This window comes from Streptomyces sp. NPDC057002 (assembly GCF_042673825.1).
In the GTDB taxonomy this organism is placed as follows: domain Bacteria; phylum Actinomycetota; class Actinomycetes; order Streptomycetales; family Streptomycetaceae; genus Streptomyces.
On sequence record NZ_JBHURZ010000007.1, the window covers coordinates 1 to 21270 of the forward strand.

The 21270-nt window shown below is 68.5% G+C and carries 14 protein-coding genes; 11 read left to right on the plus strand and 3 right to left on the minus strand.

Annotated elements, in window-relative coordinates; genetic code table 11:
- Positions 1-90: 90 nt before the first annotated feature.
- The gene (locus ACFT32_RS31155) at positions 91-1119 is read right to left on the minus strand and encodes an acetylxylan esterase (RefSeq protein WP_382495950.1); all 1029 of its coding nucleotides are present in this window, start codon (positions 1117-1119) and stop codon (positions 91-93) included.
- Positions 1120-1351: 232 nt separating this feature from the next.
- Here ACFT32_RS31155 and ACFT32_RS31160 point away from each other — a divergent pair, with 232 nt between their 5' ends.
- The 6 genes from ACFT32_RS31160 to ACFT32_RS31185 are packed head-to-tail and all read left to right on the plus strand — an operon-like array spanning position 1352 to position 9097.
- A complete protein-coding gene (locus ACFT32_RS31160; protein ID WP_382495952.1) occupies positions 1352-2344 on the plus strand; it encodes an ABC transporter permease in 993 nt (330 codons plus the stop codon).
- A complete protein-coding gene (locus ACFT32_RS31165; protein WP_382495953.1) occupies positions 2338-3210 on the plus strand; it encodes a carbohydrate ABC transporter permease in 873 nt (290 codons plus the stop codon). Before ACFT32_RS31160 ends, ACFT32_RS31165 begins: the two co-directional genes overlap by 7 nt.
- A 37-nt stretch (positions 3211-3247) precedes the next feature.
- Positions 3248-4903, plus strand: a complete 1656-nt coding sequence (locus ACFT32_RS31170) for an extracellular solute-binding protein (protein WP_382495955.1) — start codon at positions 3248-3250, stop codon at positions 4901-4903.
- Positions 4903-6414: a xylan 1,4-beta-xylosidase gene (locus ACFT32_RS31175; RefSeq protein ID WP_382496673.1), complete on the plus strand. Its 1512-nt coding sequence runs from the start codon at positions 4903-4905 to the stop codon at positions 6412-6414. The genes ACFT32_RS31170 and ACFT32_RS31175 overlap by 1 nt, the downstream gene beginning before the upstream one ends.
- Entirely contained in the window at positions 6411-7094 is a 684-nt protein-coding gene (locus tag ACFT32_RS31180; RefSeq protein WP_382495957.1) for a hypothetical protein, read from the plus strand. Before ACFT32_RS31175 ends, ACFT32_RS31180 begins: the two co-directional genes overlap by 4 nt.
- Positions 7091-9097 (plus strand): beta-galactosidase, encoded by a 2007-nt coding sequence (locus ACFT32_RS31185; RefSeq protein ID WP_382495959.1) that lies wholly within the window; start codon positions 7091-7093, stop codon positions 9095-9097. The genes ACFT32_RS31180 and ACFT32_RS31185 overlap by 4 nt, the downstream gene beginning before the upstream one ends.
- Here ACFT32_RS31185 and ACFT32_RS31190 read toward each other — a convergent pair.
- A complete protein-coding gene (locus ACFT32_RS31190) occupies positions 9091-11067 on the minus strand; it encodes an alpha-glucuronidase (protein ID WP_382495961.1) in 1977 nt (658 codons plus the stop codon). The two genes, ACFT32_RS31185 and ACFT32_RS31190, sit on opposite strands and share 7 nt — an antisense overlap.
- A gap of 20 nt (positions 11068-11087) precedes the next feature.
- Positions 11088-14885, minus strand: a complete 3798-nt coding sequence (locus ACFT32_RS31195; protein ID WP_382495963.1) for a GH92 family glycosyl hydrolase — start codon at positions 14883-14885, stop codon at positions 11088-11090.
- Between the two features lie 368 nt (positions 14886-15253).
- On the opposite strand from ACFT32_RS31195, the gene ngcE reads away from it, so the two are divergent.
- The 5 genes from ngcE (at position 15254) to ACFT32_RS31220 (ending at position 21228) form a co-directional block, all read left to right on the plus strand.
- Positions 15254-16708 carry an N-acetylglucosamine/diacetylchitobiose ABC transporter substrate-binding protein gene (gene ngcE / locus ACFT32_RS31200; protein ID WP_382495964.1) on the plus strand — a complete coding sequence of 485 codons (1455 nt, stop codon included), beginning with the start codon at positions 15254-15256 and terminating at the stop codon, positions 16706-16708.
- Between the two features lie 41 nt (positions 16709-16749).
- Entirely contained in the window at positions 16750-17676 is a 927-nt protein-coding gene (locus ACFT32_RS31205; RefSeq protein WP_382495966.1) for a carbohydrate ABC transporter permease, read from the plus strand.
- Positions 17676-18599, plus strand: a complete 924-nt coding sequence (locus tag ACFT32_RS31210) for a carbohydrate ABC transporter permease (protein ID WP_382495968.1) — start codon at positions 17676-17678, stop codon at positions 18597-18599. The genes ACFT32_RS31205 and ACFT32_RS31210 overlap by 1 nt, the downstream gene beginning before the upstream one ends.
- Before the next feature lie 183 nt (positions 18600-18782).
- The gene (locus tag ACFT32_RS31215) at positions 18783-19994 is read left to right on the plus strand and encodes an ROK family protein (RefSeq protein ID WP_382495970.1); all 1212 of its coding nucleotides are present in this window, start codon (positions 18783-18785) and stop codon (positions 19992-19994) included.
- A gap of 133 nt (positions 19995-20127) precedes the next feature.
- A complete protein-coding gene (locus ACFT32_RS31220) occupies positions 20128-21228 on the plus strand; it encodes a sugar ABC transporter substrate-binding protein (protein WP_382496674.1) in 1101 nt (366 codons plus the stop codon).
- Positions 21229-21270 lie beyond the last annotated feature (42 nt).

Sequence of the window (21270 nt, forward strand, 5' to 3'; positions counted from 1 at the left end):
ACCCGCTACGACAAACGCGCCCGCCACTATGAAGCCATGGTCACCCTCGCCTGCCTACGACTCTGGCTCCCCTGACTTTGCGGACACGACCTAGGACGTGTCCTGTGCGGTGAGGCGGACGGGCCGCGACGCACCCCCGACCACCCCCGCCGCCCACCCCAGCTGACGCCGCACATGCACCGCGTCCCCGCCCTCATGCCCATTGAACGGGTAGGCATGGATCTCCTTCACCGGGGCCGCCCCCGCCGACTCCCCGTAGACGTTGAACGCCCCGTACGCCCCACTCGGAGGACACACCGTGTCCCGCAAGCCCACGCCGAAGTGGGCGGGGGCCGAGGCCCGGCGGGCGAAGGAGATGCCCTCCACATAGGACAGCGTGCGATACGCCTCTCGCTCGGCGCCCCGATGGACGGACAGATACGCGGCGATCTCCCCGTACGGCCCCGCGTCCGTGAGGTCCAGGGCCCGCCGGATCCCGCACAGCAGCGGGGCGGTGACGAGCAGCGCCGCCAGGTCGGGGACTAGCCCCGCGACTGCCAACGCCACTCCGCCCCCCTGGCTGTTGCCGGCCGCGACGGTCCGCCCGGCGTCCACGCCGGGCAGTGCCCGTACCGCCGAGACCGCCCGCACCGCGTCGGTGATCAGGCGCCGGTAGTGATAGTCGTCGGGCGCGAGCAGTCCGCGCACGGCCGGCCCGGGCCCGCCCGGCGCCCCGGCGTGTGGATCGGGGGTGTCGCCACCGCACCCGTACTGGTCGCCCTGGCCGCGGTTGTCCATGAGCAGATGCGCGTACCCGGCGTTCACCCACGTCAGACGCTCATGCGGAAGCCCGCGCCCGCGCCCGTACCCGGCGAACTCGACCACGGCGGGCAGGGGTTCACCGACCCCGGCGGGGCGGCTGAACCACGCCCGTACCGGATCGCCCGCGAAACCCCGGAACGTCACGTCCCAGGTCCGTGTCAGCCGAAGCCCCGTCTCCACCGGCCGCACCGACACCAGCGGATCCGCCTGCCCGGCCTCCTTCAACGTGCTCAGCCAGAACGCGTCGAAGTCGGCGGGCTCCTCCAAGTCCGGGCGATGACGCTCCAGTTCCGTCAGCGGCAGGTCGAAAGCGGGCACGGCGACACCTCGCAGGAGTCGGTGGTCATCCAGAAACTTGCGACGGACGATGGGCGGCGGATCTCCGGGGTCTACCCAGGTTCGATGGGATTCCAACGCGGCATGGACGCCCCACCTGACTGCCGCAGCACCCATTGACAGCGCTTTCTGCTGCCCTTAGGTTGCCGCGAAGTTACCGGTAAGAGCTCGAAAGTTTCGGTTCCGCGTCCCTTGCCCACGGGAGGCCCGAGCAATGAGCACGTCCACCACGTCGGCCCCGCCGGGCACCCAGGACCCGCCTCCGGCACGGGCCGCACCCCGACGCGGCAACCGGGTCTCCGCCCGGACCGGCTGGCGTCGGGCGCTGCGCCGCGACTGGCAGTTGTACTCACTGGCGATCCTGCCGCTGCTGTTCTTCCTGGTCTTCCGCTATCTGCCGATGGTCGGCAATGTGATCGCCTTCCGCCGCTTCGAGCCCGGCGGTTCGATGTTCGGCGAGGACTGGGTGGGCCTGCGCTATGTGCGCATGTTCCTCAGCGACCCGACGTTCTGGCAGGTGTTCCGCAACACCCTGTGGCTCGGCGGGCTCACGCTGGTGTTCTGCTTCCCGATTCCGATCGTTCTCGCCCTGCTGCTCAACGAGGTCCGGCGGCGCTCCCTGAAGCGGTTCGTGCAGTCGGTGTCGTACCTTCCGCATTTCTTGTCGATCGTGATCGTCGCGGGTCTGACCATGCAGATGCTCGCCACCGACGGCCCGGTCAACCACGTCCTCGGCTGGCTCGGCCACGACAAGATCCGCTTCATCCAGGAACCCGAGTGGTTCCGCACGATCTACGTCGGCTCGGAGATCTGGCAGACCGCCGGCTGGGGCACGATCCTCTACCTCGCCGCGCTCACCACCATCGACGAGGACCTGTACGAGGCCGCGCGCATCGACGGCGCCAACCGCTGGCAGCAGATCTGGCACGTCACCCTGCCCGGCATCCGCCCCACCATGATCACGCTGCTGATCCTCAACGTCGGCACCTTCATGGCCGTCGGCTTCGAGAAGGTCCTGCTGCTGTACAACCCGCTGACCTATCCGACGGCCGACGTGATCTCGACGTACGTCTACCGGGCGGGCGTCGAATCCAACAGCTTCAGCTACGCCGCCGCCATCGGGCTGTTCGAGGCGATCATCGGCCTGGTCCTGATCACCTCCGCCAACACGCTCTCGCGCCGCACAGTGGGGACCAGCCTGTGGTGAAGCCGAGCCGTTCCTATCGGGTCTTCCAGGGCGTCAACGGGGTGATCCTCACCCTCGTCGTGGTCGTGACCCTGTACCCCTTCGTCAACATCGTCGCGCGGTCCTTCAGCGGGGAGCGGCAGATCCGTGCCGGTGAAGTGACCCTGTGGCCAGAAGGGTTCAACCTCACCACGTACAAGATCGTGTTCCAGGACTCGATGTTCTGGCGGAACTACGGCAACACCGTGCTCTACACCGTCGTCGCCACCGCCGTCGCCATGGTTCTGACGACCTGTTACGCCTACGTTCTGTCGAAGAAGCAGCTCAAGGGGCGCGGGGTGCTCGTCGGCATCGCCGTGTTCACGATGTTCTTCACCGGCGGTCTGATCCCCAACTACGTCCTGGTCACCAGCCTCGGCCTGAAGAACAGCGTCTGGGCGATCGCGCTGCCCAACGCGATCAGCGTCTTCAACCTGCTGGTGATGAAGGCCTTCTTCGAGAGCCTGCCGACCGAACTGGAGGAGGCCGCGCAGATCGACGGACTGAGCACCTACGGCACCCTGCTCAGGATCGTGCTGCCGCTGTCCAAGGCGGTCGTCGCGACCATGGTGCTCTTCTACACGGTGTCCTTCTGGAACTCCTGGTTCAGCGCGTTCCTGTACATGGACCACTCCGACCTGATGCCGGTCACCGTCTATCTGCGCAACCTCATCGCGGGCGCCACCGGCGGCGGGAACGCCGGTGCCACCACCGCGGAGCTCAGCCAGGTCGGCGCGAGCATCCAGGCGGTCACCATCGTGCTCACCGCGCTACCGATCATCTGCGTGTACCCGTTCGTCCAGCGCTTCTTCGTCTCGGGCGTGATGCTCGGCGCGGTCAAGGGCTGACACCCCCTCACCTCACCTACGCCCCAAGGGAGTCCCCGTGAAGAACGCAGGAGAGCTGTCGCGGCGTCAGATCCTGGCCGCCGCAGGCTTCATCGGCCTCGCCACCCTCACCGGCTGCGGCAGCGGCGACGACGGAGGCGACTCCAAGGACCTGACCAAGAAGCAGAACGGCGCGATGAAGGACTACCGGGCCGGCCAGCAGTTCAAGGCCGCCAAGGCGCTGTCCTTCTCGATGCTGCACAACGACAACCCGGTCTACCCCCTCAAGAAGAGCTGGCTGTTCTGGAAGGAGGTCACCAAGCGCACCGGGATCACCATCAAACCCCTCGACGTCCCGCTGGCCGACTACGAGAAGAAGCGCAGCGTCCTCATCGGCTCGGGCGACGCCCCCTTCATCATCCCGAAGACGTACCACCCCGGCGAGGTCGCCTTCGTGTCCTCGGGGGCGATCCTCGCGGTCAGCGAGTACGTCGACCTGATGCCCAACTTCCGGGACAAGGTGAGGAAATGGAGTCTCGAACCCGAACTCGACTCCATCCGCCAGTCCGACGGCAAGTACTACCTGCTGCCCGGCCTGCACGAGAGGCCCAAGTCCGGCTACTCGCTGTCCTTCCGCACCGACATCCTCGACAAGCACGGACTCACTCTGCCCACGACCTGGGACGAGGTGTACGGCGTCCTCAAGGCGCTCAAGGCGGAGTACCCCGACAAGTACCCGTGGACCGACCGCTGGAGCACCAACACCCCCTTCCCCTGCGGGGCGTTGTTCCAGTACCTCGGCCAGGCCTACGGGGTGAAGGCGGGCTGGACGTACGACAACATCAGCTTCGACACCAAGGCGCAGAAGTTCGTCTTCACCGGTGCCCGGGACGCGTACCGGGACATGATCGAGTACATGCGCAGACTCGTCTCCGAGAAGCTGCTCGACCCGGAGAGCTTCACCCAGCAGGACGACCAGGCCGTGCAGAAGCTGCTGGCGGAGAAGTCCTATGTGATCAGCGCCAATCCGCAGGAGCTGGTGCAGAACTACCGCTACAACCTGAACAAGCAGGTCAAGGGCTCGAAGATCGAGATGATCCCGGTGCCGCTGGGCCCGGCGGGGCCGATCCTGCTGAGCGGCATCCGGCTGGAGAACGGCGTCATGATCTCCAGCAAGGCCCTCAAGAGCGACACCTTCGTCGCGATGATGCAGTTCGTGGACTGGCTCTGGTACTCCGACGAGGGCCAGAAGTTCTGCAAGTGGGGCGTGGAGGGCGTCACTTACACCGAATCCGGCGGCACGTACACGCTGAAGCCCGGGATCTCGCTCATGGGCTCCGACCCGGACGCGCCGAAGGACCTACAGAAGGACTACGGCTTCTTCAACGGCGTCTTCACCTACGGCGGCAGCTGGGAGCTGGTGTCCTCCAACTTCAGCCCGGACGAGAAGAAGTTCCAGGACGTCATGTCCCAGCGCAAGGAGCTCCCGGTCGACCCGGCCCACCCGCTCCAGTCCTTCGAGCAGGAACAGGCGACCCTCTGGGACACCCCGCTCAAGGACACCGTCATCCAGAACACCCTCCAGTTCGTCCTCGGCAAGCGCCCGATGTCCCAGTGGGACGCCTACCTCGCCGAGCTGAAGTCGAAGAACATGCAGCAGCTCGTCGACCTGCACAACAAGGCGTACGAGCGGTTCAAGAAGGAGAACGGGTGATCCTCCGCGTCCCCGATGCGCCGAGCGGCCGGCTCACCGACGCCTGGCGCGGTTGCGTCGGCACCGGCCGACTCGAACTCGCCCTGCGCAGCGACTACCAGGAGTCGCTGAAGGTCCTGCGGCGCGACATCGGCTTCCGGTACATCCGGGGCCACGGGCTGCTCAGCGACGGCATGGCGGTGTACCGCCCCTACGAGTGGCAGGGCCGCCGGCACGTCCGGCACTCCTTCACCCACGTCGACCAGGTCCTCGACGCCTACCTCGGTCTCGGCATCCGGCCCTTCCTCGAACTCGGCTTCATGCCGGGCGAGCTGGCCTCGGGCGAGCAGACCGTGTTCTGGTGGCGCGGCAACGTCACGCCGCCCCGCTCCCACCAGGAGTGGGCCGACCTGGTCCGTGCCCTCCTCGCCCACCTCGTCGACCGCTACGGCCTCGACGAGGTCCGCACCTGGCCCGTCGAGGTGTGGAACGAACCCAACCTGCCCGACTTCTGGCAGGACGCCGACGAGAAGGCCTACCACCGGCTGTACGAGGTGACCGCGCACGCCGTGAAGGAGGTGGACGCCGGGATCCAGGTCGGCGGGCCGGCGATCTCGCCGGGCGCGGACGAGTGGCTGGAGCGGTTCGCCGAGTTCACCGACCGTCACGACGTGCCGCTGGACTTCGTCTCCCGGCATGCCTACAGCTCCGGGCCCGCCCAGCACGTGCCGTTCGGCGTCCACCAGACCCTGGCACCCGCGAGCCGGCTGCTCGACCAGTTCGCCACGCCGAGACGACAGCTGGCAGGGACCCGGTACGCCGAACTCCCGGTGCATATAACCGAGTTCAACTCCTCCTACCGGCCCGACAACCCGGTGCACGACACCGCCTTCCACGCCGCCTACCTCGCCCCGGTCGTGGCGAACGGCGGCGAGCACGCCGACTCCTTCTCCTACTGGACGTTCAGCGACGTCTTCGAGGAGGCAGGGGTACCGACCGCCCTGTTCCACGGCGGGTTCGGCCTGCTCACCCACCGGCAGGTGCGCAAGCCGACGTACCACCTCTACGCCTTCATGGCCCGGATGGGCCCCGACCTGCTCGCGCGCGGCGACGACCACCTGGTCACCCGGCACCCCGACGGCCGGGTCACCGTCCTGGCCTGGGCACCCGTCGACCCGACCGGCGAGACACCCGGCCCCGACCGGCACACCCTGCGCCTGTCCCTGCCGGTGTCCGGCGGCGAGGTGTTCGTCCGCCGTTCCTCCGTGGACGAGGAGCGGGGCAACGCGTACACGGCCTGGCGGCACATGGGCAGCCCGGCCTCCCCGAAACCCGGACAGCTCGACGTCCTGCACGAGGCCGCCGAGCCCGCGCGCACCCACCGGCGGCTGACCACCGAGGACGGCCGCGTCGACCTGCCCCTCACCCTGAGCCGCCACGAAATCACCCTCGTCGAGCTCACGCCCGTCGACGACGAGACCCCGCCCTGGTGGGACGAACGGCGCCTGCTCGGCAGGGAGGTGACGGCATGAGCACCGTACGCACGTCCGACTTCGGCACCGGCGCCCTCTCCCGCGCCTCCGCCCTGATCCACACCGTCCTGACCGTCGAGGCGCTGCTGCTCCTCACCGCCTCCCCGGGCCTGGCAGGCCTGCTCCTGCTCGGCCCCGACCCCGCCAACCTCCCGCTCGCGGCCCTGTGTCTGCTGCCCCTCGGACCGGCCCTGTCCGCCGCCCTCTACGCCCTTCACCACCGCAGCCGCGATCTCACCGAGCTGCGTCCGGCCCGCGCCTACCTGCGCGGCTGGCGGCTCAACGCCGTACCGGCCCTGAAGCTGTGGACGCCCCTGCTGGCCTGGCTGACGGTCATCACCTTCACCCTCACCCACTTCTCCGCCACCGGCCTGCCCGGCTGGTGGGCGCTGCTGCTCGCGGCGATCGGCGCCTTCGGCCTCCTCTGGGGCGCGCACGCCCTCGTTCTCACCTCGCTCTTCGCCTTCCGAGCCCGGGACACCGCCCGCCTCGCCGGGTACTTCCTGTTCCGGCACGGCCGCGCCACCCTCGCCGCCGCCTCCCTGCTGATCCTGACGGCCGCGCTGACCACCCTGCTGACCGAGGCCCTGCCCGCCCTGCTGGCCGCCCCGCTGCTGCTGTCCCTGCTGCACGGCAGCCGCACGGTGATCACCGAGACCCAGGAGGAGTTCACGGCATGACCGCGCCCCGCACCCCCAAGATCCCGTACGGCGGCGACTACAACCCCGAGCAGTGGCCCGAGGACGTCTGGGACGACGACCACTGCCTGTTCACCAGGTCCGGCATCGACACGCTCACCGTCGGCGTCTTCACCTGGTCGCTCACCCAACCGGCCCCGGACAGCTACGACTTCACGGTCCTGGACCGCATCCTGGACCGCGCCGCCGCCGAGGGCCGCCAGATCTGCCTGGCCACCGGCACCGCCGCCCTCCCGCCCTGGCTCGCCAAGCGGTACCCCGAGGTCAACCGCACCGACTTCGAGGGCCGCCGCCACCGCTACGGCCAGCGCCACAACTTCTGCCCCAGCTCACCGGCGTACCGCGAGCACGCCACCGCCGTGGCCTCCCGCCTCGCCGAACGGTACGCGCACCACCCGGCCCTGCTCGCCTGGCACATCAACAACGAGTACGGCGGCGCCTGTTACTGCGAGCTGTGCGCCGAGGCGTTCCGGGAGTGGCTACGGGACCGGCACGGCACCCTCGACGCCCTCAACGACGCCTGGTGGACCTCCTTCTGGTCGCACCGCTACACCGACTGGGACCAGATCGAGCCGCCCAACGCCCTCACCGAGCACTGGCGCGGCCCCGACCACACCGCCTTCCAGGGCATCACCCTCGACTACTTCCGCTTCACCACGGACGCCCTCCTCGGCTGCTTCCTCGCCGAGAAGGAGGTGATCCGCGCCCATGACCCCGACACGCCCGTCACCACCAACTTCATGGGCACCTTTCGCCCCCTCGACTACCACCGCTGGGCGCCCCACCTCGACTTCGCCTCCTGGGACAGCTACCCGCCCCTCGACGCCCCGCCGACCCGGCCCGCCCTCGCCCACGACCTGATGCGCGGCCTGAAGGACGGCGCGCCCTTCTGGCTGATGGAGCAGACGCCCTCCACCACCGCCTGCCGTGACGTCAACCCGCTCCGGCGGCCCGGCGAGCTCCGACTCGCCACCTTCCAGGCCGTCGCCCACGGCGCGGACGCCGCCCTCTACTTCCAGATGCGCGCCTCACGGGGCGCCTGCGAGAAGTACCACGGGGCGGTCATCGGCCACGCGGGTCGCGACGACACCCGCGTCTTTCGCGAAGTCGCCGGACTGGGACGGGAGTTGGAGAGTCTGGGCGACCGGACGCTGGGCGCCCGCACCCCGGCCCGCACCGCCCTTCTCTTCGACTGGGACAGCTGGTGGGCCCTGGAGATCTCCGACGGCCCGTCCCGGCTGGTCAAATACCCGGACGTGGTCCACGCCTACTACCGGGCCGCCCGCCAGGCCGGCGCCGACGTGGACGTCATCCCGCAGACCGCCGACCTCACGCGCTACGACGTGGTGCTCGCGCCCGCCCTGCACATGGTCAAGGGCGACCTCGCCACCCGTCTCGAAGCCGTGGCCGCGCGCGGCGGCACGGTCCTGACCACCTTCCTCTCCGGCCGCGTCGACGAGCACGACCGGGCCTTCCTCACCGACGTCCCCGGCCCGCTCGCCCCCCTCATGGGCGTCCGCGTCGACGAGTGGGACGCCCGAGCGCCGGAGTTCGCCCAGACCGTCCCGGAGCTGGGGGCAGAGGCGCGACTCGTCTTCGAGATCGTGCTCCCGCGAGGCGCCGAGCCGGTCGCCACGTACGGCACCGACTTCTACGCGGGCACCCCGGCCGTGACCCGCAACCGCTTCGGCGAGGGCGAGGGCTGGTACGTCGCCACCGCCCTCGACCAGCCGGGCGTCGACGAGATCGTCCGCCGGATCCTGACCCGCCACGATCTGCTCGGCCCCTACGCCGGCCACCCGGCGGTCGAGACGGCGACCCGTGTCGCCCCCGACGGCACCCGCCTGCTCTTCCTCCTCAACCACGCCCCCGAACCGGCCCGCCTCACCGCCCACGCCACCGCCACCGACCTGCTCACCGGCAAGCGCGTGGACCAGGGCGAACCCCTGGTCCTCGACCCCTTGGGCGTGGCGATCCTTCAGTAGATCCGCCGCCCCCGCTCGTCCGGCACCCCGGACTTGCGCAGGAAGTAGCTGTTGATCTGGTCGCGCCACTCGCGGGCACTACGGAGCTGCTCCTCGTACCGCTCCGCCACCCGCGCATGGCGCACCGGATCCACCAGCCCGGCCAGTGAGGCCCACACCTCCCGGGCCTCCTCGACCTCCGCCACGCCCTCGAAGTGCGTGTCGTAGATGTGCTGGACCACCGTCTTGCCGCTGCGCAGGGTGTGCCCGTACGGCACGTGGTGGAAGAACAGCAGCAGCTCGTCGGGGCAGGTGTCCGGAGACTCGTACAGTTCGGCCCACGGCTTGGCGTACTGCCCGGCGTAGCCCGTGCCGGTCGCCACGCTGCGGTCGACGCCGATGCCGTCCCGGTCGGCGAAGTGGTAGGTCCCCCACGGGCTGTACTCGTAGCCGTCCACGCTCGGCCCGTAGTGGTGCCCCGGCTGCACCATGAAGCCCACGCCGAGGGGAGCGGTGTACTTCTCGTACGTCCGCCACGAGCCGTCGAGCACGGCGTGCAGCCCTTCCGCCGGCCCCGGACCGAAGGTGAGCCCGATCCACTCGTCGAGCACCTCGCCCGGCTCGGCATCGGGCTGCCAGGCCAGCCGCCCGAAGGTGTAGAGGTTCGCCTGGGCGAGGGGATGCCCGGTCCAGAACGGGTCGTCGCCGGCGTTGGACACGGCGATCAGCCCGCCCCGCGCCAACTCACCGACAGAAGACCCCTGTTCAGCCGGGAACCGCAGCACCTCGCTCCACATCGGCCCCAGCCAGCAGACATGCCGCTGCTGCCCGGTGTACTCCTGGGTGGCCTGCAGCTCCACCGCCAGCCGGGTGCCGGGCATCGCCCCGATCAGCGGCGAGACCGGCTCGCGCACCTGGAAGTCGATCGGCCCGTGCTTCACCTGGAGCACGGCGTTGGCCGCGAACTCGCCGTCCAGCGGCACGAAGTGGTCGTAGGCGGCCCGGGCCCGGTCCGTCCTCCGGTCCCGCCAGTCCTGGCAGTGGTCGTAGACGAACGCCCTCCAGTGCACGGTGCCGCCGTACGGTTCCAGCGCGGCGGCCAGCAGGTTCGCCCCGTCGGCGTGGCTGCGGCCGTAGCCGAACGGCCCCGGCTGCCCCTCCGAGTCGGCCTTCACCACGTACCCGCCGAAGTCGGGAATGGCCTCGTGGACCCGCCGTGTCGCTGTGGACCACCAGTCGCGCACCGCCCGGTCGAGGGGATCGGCCGTGGGCAGGCCGCCGAGCACCACCGGCGCGGCGAAGGACACCGACAGGTGGGTGCGGACCCCATAGGGCCGCAGCACATCGGCGATCGCGGCGACCTCGCCGATCCGGTCGGTCAGCAGACGCGCCTCTGTCTCGTGCACATTGACGTTGTTGACGGCGACCGCGTTGATCCCGCACGCCGCCAGCAGTCTGCCGTACGCCCGCACCCGTTCCAGGTCCCCGCGCGCCCGCCCGTCCTCCCAGAACAGCGAGCCGCCGGCGTACCCGCGTTCCACCTGGCCCATGACCGGGTGCACGGCGACGTTGTCCCAGTGGTCGAGCATGCGCAGGGCGAGAGCGGGGCGATGGGTCTCCCGGGCCCGCTCGCCGGTGAACGCCGTCTCCCCGAGCCGTACGACATGGAACAGGCCGTAGAGCAGCCCGCGTCCGCCCGAGGCGGTGACGGTCGTCGTGCCGTTCTCCCGGGCGACCGTGAAGTCCTCGTCTCCGAGGTCATGGACGCCGAGGCCGAGGACCAGGTCGTACGCGCCGCCCTCCGGCTCGGCGTCGCGCACGACCCGGCCCCCGAACCGCCGGCAGGCCTCCGCCACCTCTCCGTGCACCGTCTCCACCAGCGGATCCGATCCACGGATCAGCGTCCGCCCGCCGCCCACCGCGCGGAAGGCGGCGGGCGGCAGCCAGGCCGGGTCGACACCCTCGGGCAGGACGGGCACGGGAAGCGGCATGAGACCCCCAACTCGATTGCTCAGGAGAGCAGTTCGACCTCCGCCAGCGTGCCCTCGCCGTCGAGGACCAGGCGGTATTTCTCGTACGTACCCGGTGACCTCACCGTGAACGCGCGTGTCTGCCTGTCCCATGCGAAGGACTCATCGGAGCGCCGGTCCAGCGTCCGCCAGGTCGTGCCGTCGGAGGAGCCCTGGAGCGTCCAGCCCGCCGGTGCCTTCGCCCGGTCCGCCGACGACGTGAGTGTGTACTGGAACGCCTTGGCGCCCTCCGGGACCGGAAGATCCACGGACGTCACAGCCGTGTCCGTCGCCGACGTGTCGTCGAACAGGGCACCCTCGCCCTTCAGCACGTCCGCGCGGGGCGCCGGCACCTTGTCGTCCCGGGTGATCGACACGGGCGCGGCGTGCTTGCCCGTGCCCCAGGACGACGGCCGCGGGCCCATGTCGAACTCCAGGACACCGCCCTTGGCGACCATGGAGTGGGGGAGCGAGGTCTTCGTCCAGGTGCGGCCGTTGACCTTCAGCCCCTGCACATACACGTTCTTCGCGCTGTTCCGGGGCGCCTTCACCACGAGCTCGCGCCCGTTCTCCAGGTGCACGGTCGCCTTCGTGAACAGCGGTGAGCCGATCGCGTACTCGCCGCTGCCCATCACCAGCGGGTAGAAGCCGAGTGCGGAGAAGAGGTACCAGGCCGACTGCTCGCCGTTGTCCTCGTCGCCGTGGTAGCCCTGGCCGATCTCGCTGCCCGTGTACAGGCGCGACAGCACCTCGCGGACGTTCTTCTGCGCCTTCCAGGGCTGCCCGGCCGCGTCGTACATGTAGATCGCGTGGTGGGCGACCTGGTTGGAGTGCCCGTACATACCCATCCGCACGTCCCGCGCCTCGGTCATCTCGTGGATGACACCGCCGTAGGAGCCGACGAACTCGGGGGAGGCCGTCTCGGGCGTGGAGAAGTAGCCGTCGAGCTTGTCGGCGAGGCCCTTCCGGCCGCCGTACAGGTTGGCCAGGCCCCGGCTGTCCTGAGGGGCGGTGAACGCGTATCCGTACCCGTTGGTCTCGGTGTAGTCGTGGCCCCAGACCCGCGGGTCGTACTTCGAGGACTCGACCCGCCAGTCACCCTTGGCGTCCTTGCCCTGGAAGAAGCCGGCCTTGGTGTCGAAGAGGTTCACATAGTCCCGGGCGCGGTTCAGGAAGTACTCCGACTCCTCCTTGTAGCGCCGCTCGCCGGTCTCCTCGTAGAGCTTCCGGCCCATCCGGGAGATGCCGTAGTCGTTGAGGTAGCCCTCCAGTGCCCAGGACAGGCCCTCGTGCGTCTCGGTGCTGGTGTAGCCGAGGAAGGGGGAGGTGGTCATGCCCTTGCGGCCGACGCCCGGGTTCGGGGGGACCACCGTCGCGTTCTTCACGGCCGCGTCGTACGCCGCCTTCGCGTCGAAGTCGACGCCCTTGACGTACGCGTCCGCGAACGCCACGTCCGAGGACGTGCCCGTCATGAGGTCCGCGTAGCCGGGGGAGGACCAGCGCGAGGTCCAGCCGCCGTCCTTGTACTGCTGCACGAAGCCGTCGACCAGCTCACCGGCCCGTGACGGAGTCAGGAACGAGTACGCCGGCCAGGTCGTCCGGTAGGTGTCCCAGAAGCCGTTGTTGACGTACACCTTGCCGTCGACGATCTTCGCGCCGGTGTGCGTCGGGGTGTCCGGGTTCGGCATGGGGGAGAAGGGCGAGGCGTACTGGTGCTTCCCGCCGACCTTCTCGAAACCGGAGTTCGGGTACAGGTACAGCCGGTAGAGGCTGGAGTACAGCGTGGTCAGCTGGTCCGGTGTCGCGCCCTCGACCTCCACCTTGCCGAGCAGCCGGTCCCACTGCCGCTGGGCGCTCTTCTTGACGGCCTCGAAGGACCTGCCTTCGGGGATCTCCTGGCGGAGGTTGTCCTTCGCCTGGTCGACGCTGATGAGCGAGGTCGCCAGGCGCAGGGTGACGGTCCGGTCGTCGGCCTTGAAACGCAGGTGGCCCTTGACTCCGGACGAGGAGCCCTCGATCACCGGCTTGTCGAACGCGCCGTAGACGAACAGCCGGGTCGCGCCCGTGGACAGCCCGGACTTCACGTCCGAGTAGCCGGTGACGATCCCGTTCTCCTTGTCGAGGGTCAGGCCCGCCTGGTCGGTGACGTTGTCGAAGAGGACGCTCGTGTCGTCGCCGGGGTAGGTGAAGCGCAGGGCCGCCGCGTGGTCGGTCGGCGTCATCTCGGCCTTCAGCCCGTTCTCGAACCGCACCCCGTAGTAGTAGGGCCGCGCGGTCTCGTTCTCGTGCCGGAAGGCCAGCTCCCGTGCCTCCCGGCCGAGGTCGGGGGTGCCTGCCGCGATGGACGGCATCACCTGGAAGGTCTGCCGGTCGCCCATCCAGGGGCTCGGCTCGTGGCTCGCGCTGAACGCCTGGATCGTCGGCAGGTTGTCCGCGTTGTTCGCGCGTGCGTAGTCGTACAGCCAGCTCAGCGAGCCCGCGTTGGTCACCGGCGTCCAGAAGTTGAAGCCGTGCGGCACCGCCGTCGCCGGGAAGTTGTTGCCCCTCGAGAAACCGCCGCTGGAGTTGGTGCCGCGCGTCGTCACCGCGTAGTCGGACAGATGCGCCTTCGGGCGCTCGGGAGCGGCGGACTCGATGGTCACGTCGTCCAGCCAGCCCCGGAACTTCGCCGGGCCCTTGGGGGAGTCGTACGCCACCAGGATCCGGTCCACGGTCTTCCCGGCCGCGACCGACCCGATCCGCGAGGCCACGTTGTTCCACTGGTTGACGTAGAGGATCTTCGCCTCGCCCTGCCCCCGCGGCGTCAGCGGGAAGCCGTGCTGGTCGGTGGCGCGCAGCTCGCTCAGATGGGTGCCGTCGGTGAAGGCGAGGTCGACGGAGACGTTCGTCGCGTCGTAGTCGAGGTCGCCGTCCGCCATCGACGGGAAGATCCGGTAGCCCAGCCGCGTGTCCCGGCCGACGGCCACATTCACGTCGAAGACCTTGTTGTACGAGTAGGCCCGCCCGTCGGCGGTGTGCCGGCCGGCGTAGCGCAGGGCCCGGTTCCCGGTGAACCCGGCGCCCGCCTTGGCGGTGGGGGAGCCGCTCGGGCCGCGGTCGACGAGGGAGAGCATGTCCTGCGGGACGGGTCCGTCACTGCCGCCCGTGGACAGCTGGAGGTCGGCGAGCTGGAGGATGTCGCCGCCGTTGTTGCCGGTGATGTCGAGCCGGAAGTGCCGGTACTCGGCGGGCTCCGCGATGTCGTACGTCTTCGTCTGGAACCGCTCGGAGAAGGACTCGCCGGAGCGGGAGTCGAGGGTCTTCCAGTCCTTGCCGTCGGCGGAGCCCTTCAGGGTCCAGTCCTTCGGATCGCGTTCGTCGTGGTCGTTGGCCGACGTCAGTGCATAACGCACCAGTTTGACTGGTTTGTCCAGGTCGAACTCGGCCCAGCCGGTGGGCTCGAAGGTGAGCCACTTGGTGCTCGGCTCGCCGTCGACGAGGTTCTCCTTCACCTCGCCCCCGCCCGTGTTCTCGTCACTGGCCCGGACGTCGGTCACATGGTCGGTCACATTGCCCGGTATGCCGCTGCTGTAGCCGCCGTCGACACCCGAGGCCCGCTTGCCGCCGTCGGGTGCGGTGTCGACGGTGTTCAACCAGTCCGGAACCGGGTCGTCCGGCTCGAAGGAGGAGGCGAACCTCCGGTCGGGGGTCTCGGGGGCTTCGGGCAGTGCGACCGCAACGCCCTGTGAGCTCAGGGCCAAAGTGAAGGCGGTCGCCGACACGACCGCCGAACCCCATCTGTGCCGAGCTTTCCGTTGCATCAACGGGTACCCTCCCTGCGCAGTGGACAACGTTGTCAGCTTCGAGGCGCAAGGACCAGTAGTTGCCCAAGTGCCAGGGAGTGTCAAGGGTGTTGGTTGTGGCATTCGGAGGTGACGACCGGGATATTTCCGCCGAGGAGTACACGGACCGCTCGACTTTCCGCGAGGTCTCAACTCGGATAAGACCCACGGCCAACCTTGTGTTCGATCTTGATCCGTCGGCGGGAAGTGGACTATACCTGTCGGGCGCTTCACACCATCCGCACGTCATCACCCGCACTTTCCTGCACGACCCAGCGTGACCCGATCGCGGTGCCGGGGAGGATCCGGTTCACCGCCTGAGTCCTGGAGAAGGCGAGGACTTGAGCATGGGATCCACTTCCGCCGAGAACCACGGCACCGAGGGTGTCGGCCGCCGTGATCTGATCAAGAGGTCCGCCGCGCTCGGGCTGATCTCCGTACCGACGATGAGCTTCCTGTCCGCCTGCGCCAGCAGCGGCGGCGACGACAGCGGCGACAAGGCCAAGGCCGGCAAGAAGACCGCGAAGAACCCGCTCGGCGTCAACGACACCGCGGGCATGGAATTCGTCCTGTTCGACGGCGGCTTCGGCAAGGAGTACGCCGAGGACGCGGTGAAGATCTACGAGAAGAACTTCCCCGAGGTGAAGGTGAAGTTCTCCGCCACCCAGAAGATCCAGTCCACGCTCCAGCCCCGCTTCAACCAGGGCACCCCGCCGGACCTCATCGACAACTCCGGCGCCGAGCAGATGGACATGGGCGTCCTGGTCGGCAAGGACCAGCTCACCGACCTCACCCCGCTGCTGGACGCGCCCTCCTACGACGACCCGGCCAAGAAGGTCCGCGACACGCTGCGCCCCGGCATCGTCGAGATGGGCCAGTTCGACGGCGAGAAGGTCTGGATCTTCTACTACGCCTACACGGTCTACGGCGTCTGGTACTCGCAGAAGGCCCTGGACTCGCTCGACGAGCAGTACCCCGAGACCTGGGACCAGATGCTCGCGGTCTGCGCGAAGGCCAAGAAGAAGGGCATGGCGGGCTGGACGTACGCCGGCAAGTACCCGTACTACCTGCCGTTCTCGCTCTACCCCATGATCGGCAAGGTCGGCGGCGTCGAGGTCCTCGACGCCATCGACAACCTGGAGCCCAACGCCTGGAAGCACCCGGCAGTCAAGGCCTGCTTCGAGGCCTACTACGAGCTCTTCAAGAAGGGCTACATCCTCAAGGGCACCCCCGGTCTGGACCACATCCAGTCGCAGACCGCCTGGGCCCAGGGCAAGGCGCTGTTCATCCCGAACGGCTCCTGGGTGGAGAACGAGTCGGCCAACGTCATCCCCAAGGACTTCGCCCTCTCCGTCTCCGCGCCCACCGGACTCGACTCCTCCGACAAGCTGCCCTTCGGCACCATCTGGGCCTCCGGTGGCGAGCCCTTCATCGTCCCGTCCAAGGCGAAGAACGCCGAGGGCGGCATGGAGCAGCTGCGCATCATGCTCAGCGAGGCGTCCTCGAAGAACTTCACGAGCAAGGTGAAGTCGCTGACCGCGTACAACGGCGGAACCGACGGCATCGCCCTCACGCCGGGTCTGAAGTCGGGTGTCGCGGCCCTGGAGAAGGCCGGCGACAACGTGGTGAATCCCCGTCTCCAGGACTGGTACGTGCAGTTGCAGAAGGAGAAGATCGGGGTGTCCGGCCTGGGCGAGATGATGGCCGGCCGCCTCACCCCGGCCGAGGCGATCAAGAAGATCCAGGGCTTCGCCGACGAGGCCGCCAAGGACGACTCGATCAAGCACTACAAGCACCAGTAACGGCACCGGAAACTCATTTCCGCAACGGCACCGGAGTGGCGATGCAGCACGGCAAGTACCGGTTCATCGTGGGCTTCCTCGCGTTGCCCCTCGGCCTGTACGCGCTCTTCGTGGTCTGGCCGTTCATCCAGTCCATCTATTACTCGTTCACGGACTGGACCGGCCTGAGCCCCGAATTCAAGATGGTCGGCTTCGACAACTACAGCCGGCTGCTCGACGACGAGATCTTCTGGAAGTCGTTGCAGCACAGCCTGCTGTTCGCGCTTCTGCTGCCGGTCGTGACGATCAGCCTGGCGCTGTTCTTCGCCTTCATGATCAATGTCGGCGGACGGAAGAGAAGGAACGGACCGGTGGTCACCGGCGTCCGGGGCTCCTCCTTCTACAAGATCGTCTATTTCTTTCCGCAGGTGCTCTCCATCGCCATCGTCGCCCTGCTGTTCGCGTTCGCGTACAACCCGGACAGCGGCGCGATCAACTCGATCCTGCGCGGGATCGGCCTGGACGACGTCCAGCCGCTGTGGCTCGGCGACCCCGACCTCGCGCTGTGGGCCGTGATGGCGGTGCTCGTCTGGTCCACGGTCGGCTTCTTCGTGGTGCTCTTCTCCGCCGGCATGGCCTCCATCCCGGCGGAGATGTACGAGGCGGCCCTGCTGGACGGGGCGGGCCGCGCCACGACCTTCTTCCGCGTCACCCTGCCGCTGCTGTGGGACACCGTGCAGTCCGGCTGGGTCTACATGGGCATCCTCGCCCTGGGCGCCGAGTCCTTCGCGGTCGTGCAGATCATGACGACCGGGCCGGGCGGCCCCGACTACTCGACCACCGTCATGGTCCTGTACGTGTACCAGAAGGCGTTCCGTGACGGGCAGGCCGCCTACGCCACCACCATCGGTGTCGCCCTGCTCGTCGTCACGCTGGCCTTCGCCGCCGTGGTGATGCGGCTGGGCCGTCGCGAGCGGCTGGAGTACTGATGAAGACGACGCAGACCCCCGCGCCCGTGCCGGCCGAGTCCGGCGCGCCCGTCACCAAGGAGGACATCCCGGCGGGCCCGCCGCCGAAGGCGAAGAAGGAAGGCACGGTCCTCAACGTCTTCTCCCACGGCGTCCTGGTCATCTGGGCGTTCATGGTGGTGATGCCGCTGCTGTGGGCGGTGATGACGTCCTTCAAGGACGACCGGTCCATCTTCTCCTCGCCCTGGTCGCTGCCGGACACCCTGCACTTCGACAACTGGTCGCGGGCGTGGACCGAGGCCAACATGAGCGACTACTTCCTCAACACCGTCCTGGTGGTGGGTGGTTCGCTCGTCGGCACGCTGGTGCTCGGCTCGATGGCGGCCTACGTCCTGGCCCGCTTCGACTTCCCGGGCAACCGCTTCATCTACTTCCTCTTCATCGGCGGCATGAGCTTCCCGATCATGCTCGCGCTGGTCCCGCTCTTCTACGTCGTGAACAACATGGGCCTGCTGAACACCATCCACGGGCTGATCCTGGTCTACATCGCCTACTCGCTGCCCTTCACGGTGTTCTTCCTGACGGCGTTCTTCCGGACCCTGCCGACGTCCATCGCGGAGGCGGCCTTCGTCGACGGCGCCTCCCACAGCCGAACGTTCTTCCAGATCATGCTGCCCATGGCCAAGCCGGGCCTGGTCAGCGTCGGGATCTTCAACTTCCTGGGCCAGTGGAACCAGTACATGCTTCCCACGGTCCTCAACACGGACCCGGACAAGCGCGTCCTCACCCAGGGCCTCGTCCAGCTCGCGGTCAGCCAGGGCTACAAGGGCGACTGGTCGGGCCTCTTCGCGGGCCTGGTGATGGCGATGCTGCCGGTGCTCGCCGCGTACATCGTCTTCCAGCGGCAGGTGGTGCAGGGGCTGACGGCCGGCGCGCTCAAATAACCCTGCGCGTTCGCTCGCGTACACGCCGCTCCCGCTCGCGGGGGCGGCGTGCGGGCGTGTGTCCATGGACCCGGAAACGGTTCAACCTCTTGACGGGAGGCGACCCGAACAGCTCAGCTTAGAGTTCACTAGTTGGACATGGACGGGGTCTCATCGAAGCGACCCCGCGCGCAGGAGGTCGTCGTGGAGACTCCGGGGTCGCAGTCGTCGCTGCACCGAGCCAACCTGGAGCGGGTCGTACGAGCCGTGCGTCTGGCGGGTTCCCTCACCCAGGCCGAGATCGCGCGGACGACAGGCCTGTCCGCGGCGACGGTCTCCAACATCGTCCGGGAGCTGAAGGACGGCGGAACCGTCGAGGTCACGCCCACCTCCGCGGGCGGGCGCCGGGCCCGCAGCGTGTCGCTGAGCGGGGACGCCGGGATCGTCATAGGGGTCGACTTCGGGCACACCCACCTGCGCGTCGCGGTGGGGAACCTCGCCCACCAGGTGCTCGCCGAGGAGTCCGAGCCGCTGGACGTGGACGCCTCCTCGACACAGGGCTTCGACCGGGCGGAACAACTGGTCAGCCGGCTGATCGAGGCCACCGGGGTCGACCGCTCCAAGATCGCCGGGGTCGGTCTCGGCGTGCCCGGCCCCATCGACGTCGAGTCGGGGACCCTCGGCTCGACCGCCATCCTGCCCGGCTGGACCGGCACCAAGCCCGCCGAGGAGCTGCGGGGGCGGCTCGGAGTGCCGGTGCACGTGGACAACGACGCCAACCTCGGCGCCCTCGGCGAGATGGTCTGGGGCAGCGGTCGCGGGGTGCGCGACCTGGCGTACATCAAGGTCGCCAGCGGTGTCGGCGCCGGTCTGGTGATCAACGGGAAGATCTATCGCGGCCCGGGCGGCACCGCCGGGGAAATCGGACATATCACTCTCGATGAATCCGGTCCCGTCTGCCGCTGCGGGAACCGCGGCTGTCTGGAGACCTTCGCGGCGGCGCGCTATGTGCTCCCGCTCCTGCAGTCCAGCCACGGCACCGACTTGACCATGGAAGGCGTCGTACGGCTCGCACGGGACGGGGACCCGGGCTGCCGTCGGGTGGTCGCCGACGTGGGCCGCCACATCGGCAGCGGAGTGGCCAATCTCTGCAATCTGCTGAACCCGAGCCGCGTGGTCCTCGGCGGCGATCTCGCCGAGGCCGGTGAGCTGGTGCTCGGGCCGATCCGGGAGTCCGTGGGGCGCTACGCGATCCCCAGCGCGGCCCGGCAGTTGTCCGTTCTCCCCGGTGCCCTCGGCGGCCGTGCGGAGGTCCTCGGAGCGCTCGCTCTCGCCCTCAGCGAGATGGGCGATTCGACACTTTTGGACGGAACTGCCCCTGGAGCGCTGCAGACTGCGACGCCCGCCTTCACTTAGAGAACGGATGGCACCGTTGCCATCTCGTTAAGGATTTACTTCTTGACGTCGCACGTGTGGCCGAGTTGACTTCCAGCCACCTCGGCCGCAATGTCGCGGCCTCGTCAGGGAGGTTTCTGAAGTGAACACGCGTATGCGTCGCGCCGCCGTTGCGATTGCCGCCGGTGCGATGGCCGTTTCGCTTGCTGCCTGTGGCAGCGCCAAGGAGTCCGGCGACAAAGCCGATTCCAGTGGGTCCGCCAAGAAGGGCGACGACATCAAGGTCGGTCTGCTCCTTCCGGAGAACGCGACCGCCCGCTACGAGAAGTTCGACCGGGTGCTCATCGAGAAGAAGGTCAAGGAACTCACGGGCGGCAAGGGCGAGGTCGTCTACGCCAACGCCAAGCAGGACGCCGCCACGCAGAACCAGCAGGTCGACACCATGGTGACCAACAAGGTCGACGTGCTGATCGTGGACGCTGTGGACTCCAAGGCCATCGCCGGCTCGGTGAAGAAGGCCAAGGACGCGAACATCCCCGTCGTCGCCTACGACCGCCTGGCCGAGGGCCCGATCGACGCCTACACCTCGTTCGACAACGTCACCGTCGGCAAGACCCAGGGCGAGGCCCTGCTGAAGGCCCTGGGCGACAAGGCCAAGGACGGCCAGATCGTCATGATGAACGGGTCCTCCACCGACCCGAACGCCGCCCTGTTCAAGAAGGGCGCGCACTCCGTCCTCGACGGCAAGGTGAAGGTCGGCCGCGAGTACGACACCAAGGAGTGGAAGCCGGAGAACGCCAACGCCAACATGGAGGGCGCCATCTCCGCCCTCGGCAAGGACAAGATCGTCGGCGTCTACTCCGCCAACGACGGCATGGCCGGCGGCATCATCACGGCCCTGAAGGCCGCGGGCATCGCCGACGTCCCGGTCACCGGCCAGGACGCCGAACTCTCCGGCGTGCAGCGCATCGTGACCGGTGAGCAGTACATGAGCGTCTACAAGCCCTACCCGCAGGAGGCCGACGTCGCCGCCGAGATGGCCGTCGCGCTCGCCCAGGGCAAGTCGCTCGACTCCATCGCCAAGGACAAGGTCGACAGCCCGACCACCAAGGCCGTCCCCTCCGTCCTCGTCCCGGTCGTGTCGCTGACCAAGGACAACATCAAGGACACCGTCATCAAGGACGGCATCTACACCGTGAGCGAGATCTGCACCGGCAAGTACAAGGCCGCGTGCGACAAGATCGGCCTCAAGTAGTCACCCCGAGTTCCTCCGGCGCCCCGCACACCAGCCCCGCAA

Bases quoted from the DNA above. Each gene is read 5' to 3' on its own strand.
- ACFT32_RS31160 (WP_382495952.1), top strand. From the start codon at position 1,352: ATGAGCACGTCCACCACGTCGGCCCCGCCGGGCACCCAGGACCCGCCT.
- ACFT32_RS31180 (WP_382495957.1), top strand. From the start codon at position 6,411: ATGAGCACCGTACGCACGTCCGACTTCGGCACCGGCGCCCTCTCCCGC.
- ACFT32_RS31185 (WP_382495959.1), top strand. From the start codon at position 7,091: ATGACCGCGCCCCGCACCCCCAAGATCCCGTACGGCGGCGACTACAAC.
- ACFT32_RS31190 (WP_382495961.1), bottom strand. From the start codon at position 11,067: ATGCCGCTTCCCGTGCCCGTCCTGCCCGAGGGTGTCGACCCGGCCTGG.
- ACFT32_RS31195 (WP_382495963.1), bottom strand. From the start codon at position 14,885: ATGCAACGGAAAGCTCGGCACAGATGGGGTTCGGCGGTCGTGTCGGCG.
- ngcE (WP_382495964.1), top strand. From the start codon at position 15,254: ATGGGATCCACTTCCGCCGAGAACCACGGCACCGAGGGTGTCGGCCGC.
- ACFT32_RS31205 (WP_382495966.1), top strand. From the start codon at position 16,750: ATGCAGCACGGCAAGTACCGGTTCATCGTGGGCTTCCTCGCGTTGCCC.
- ACFT32_RS31210 (WP_382495968.1), top strand. From the start codon at position 17,676: ATGAAGACGACGCAGACCCCCGCGCCCGTGCCGGCCGAGTCCGGCGCG.
- ACFT32_RS31220 (WP_382496674.1), top strand. From the start codon at position 20,128: ATGCGTCGCGCCGCCGTTGCGATTGCCGCCGGTGCGATGGCCGTTTCG.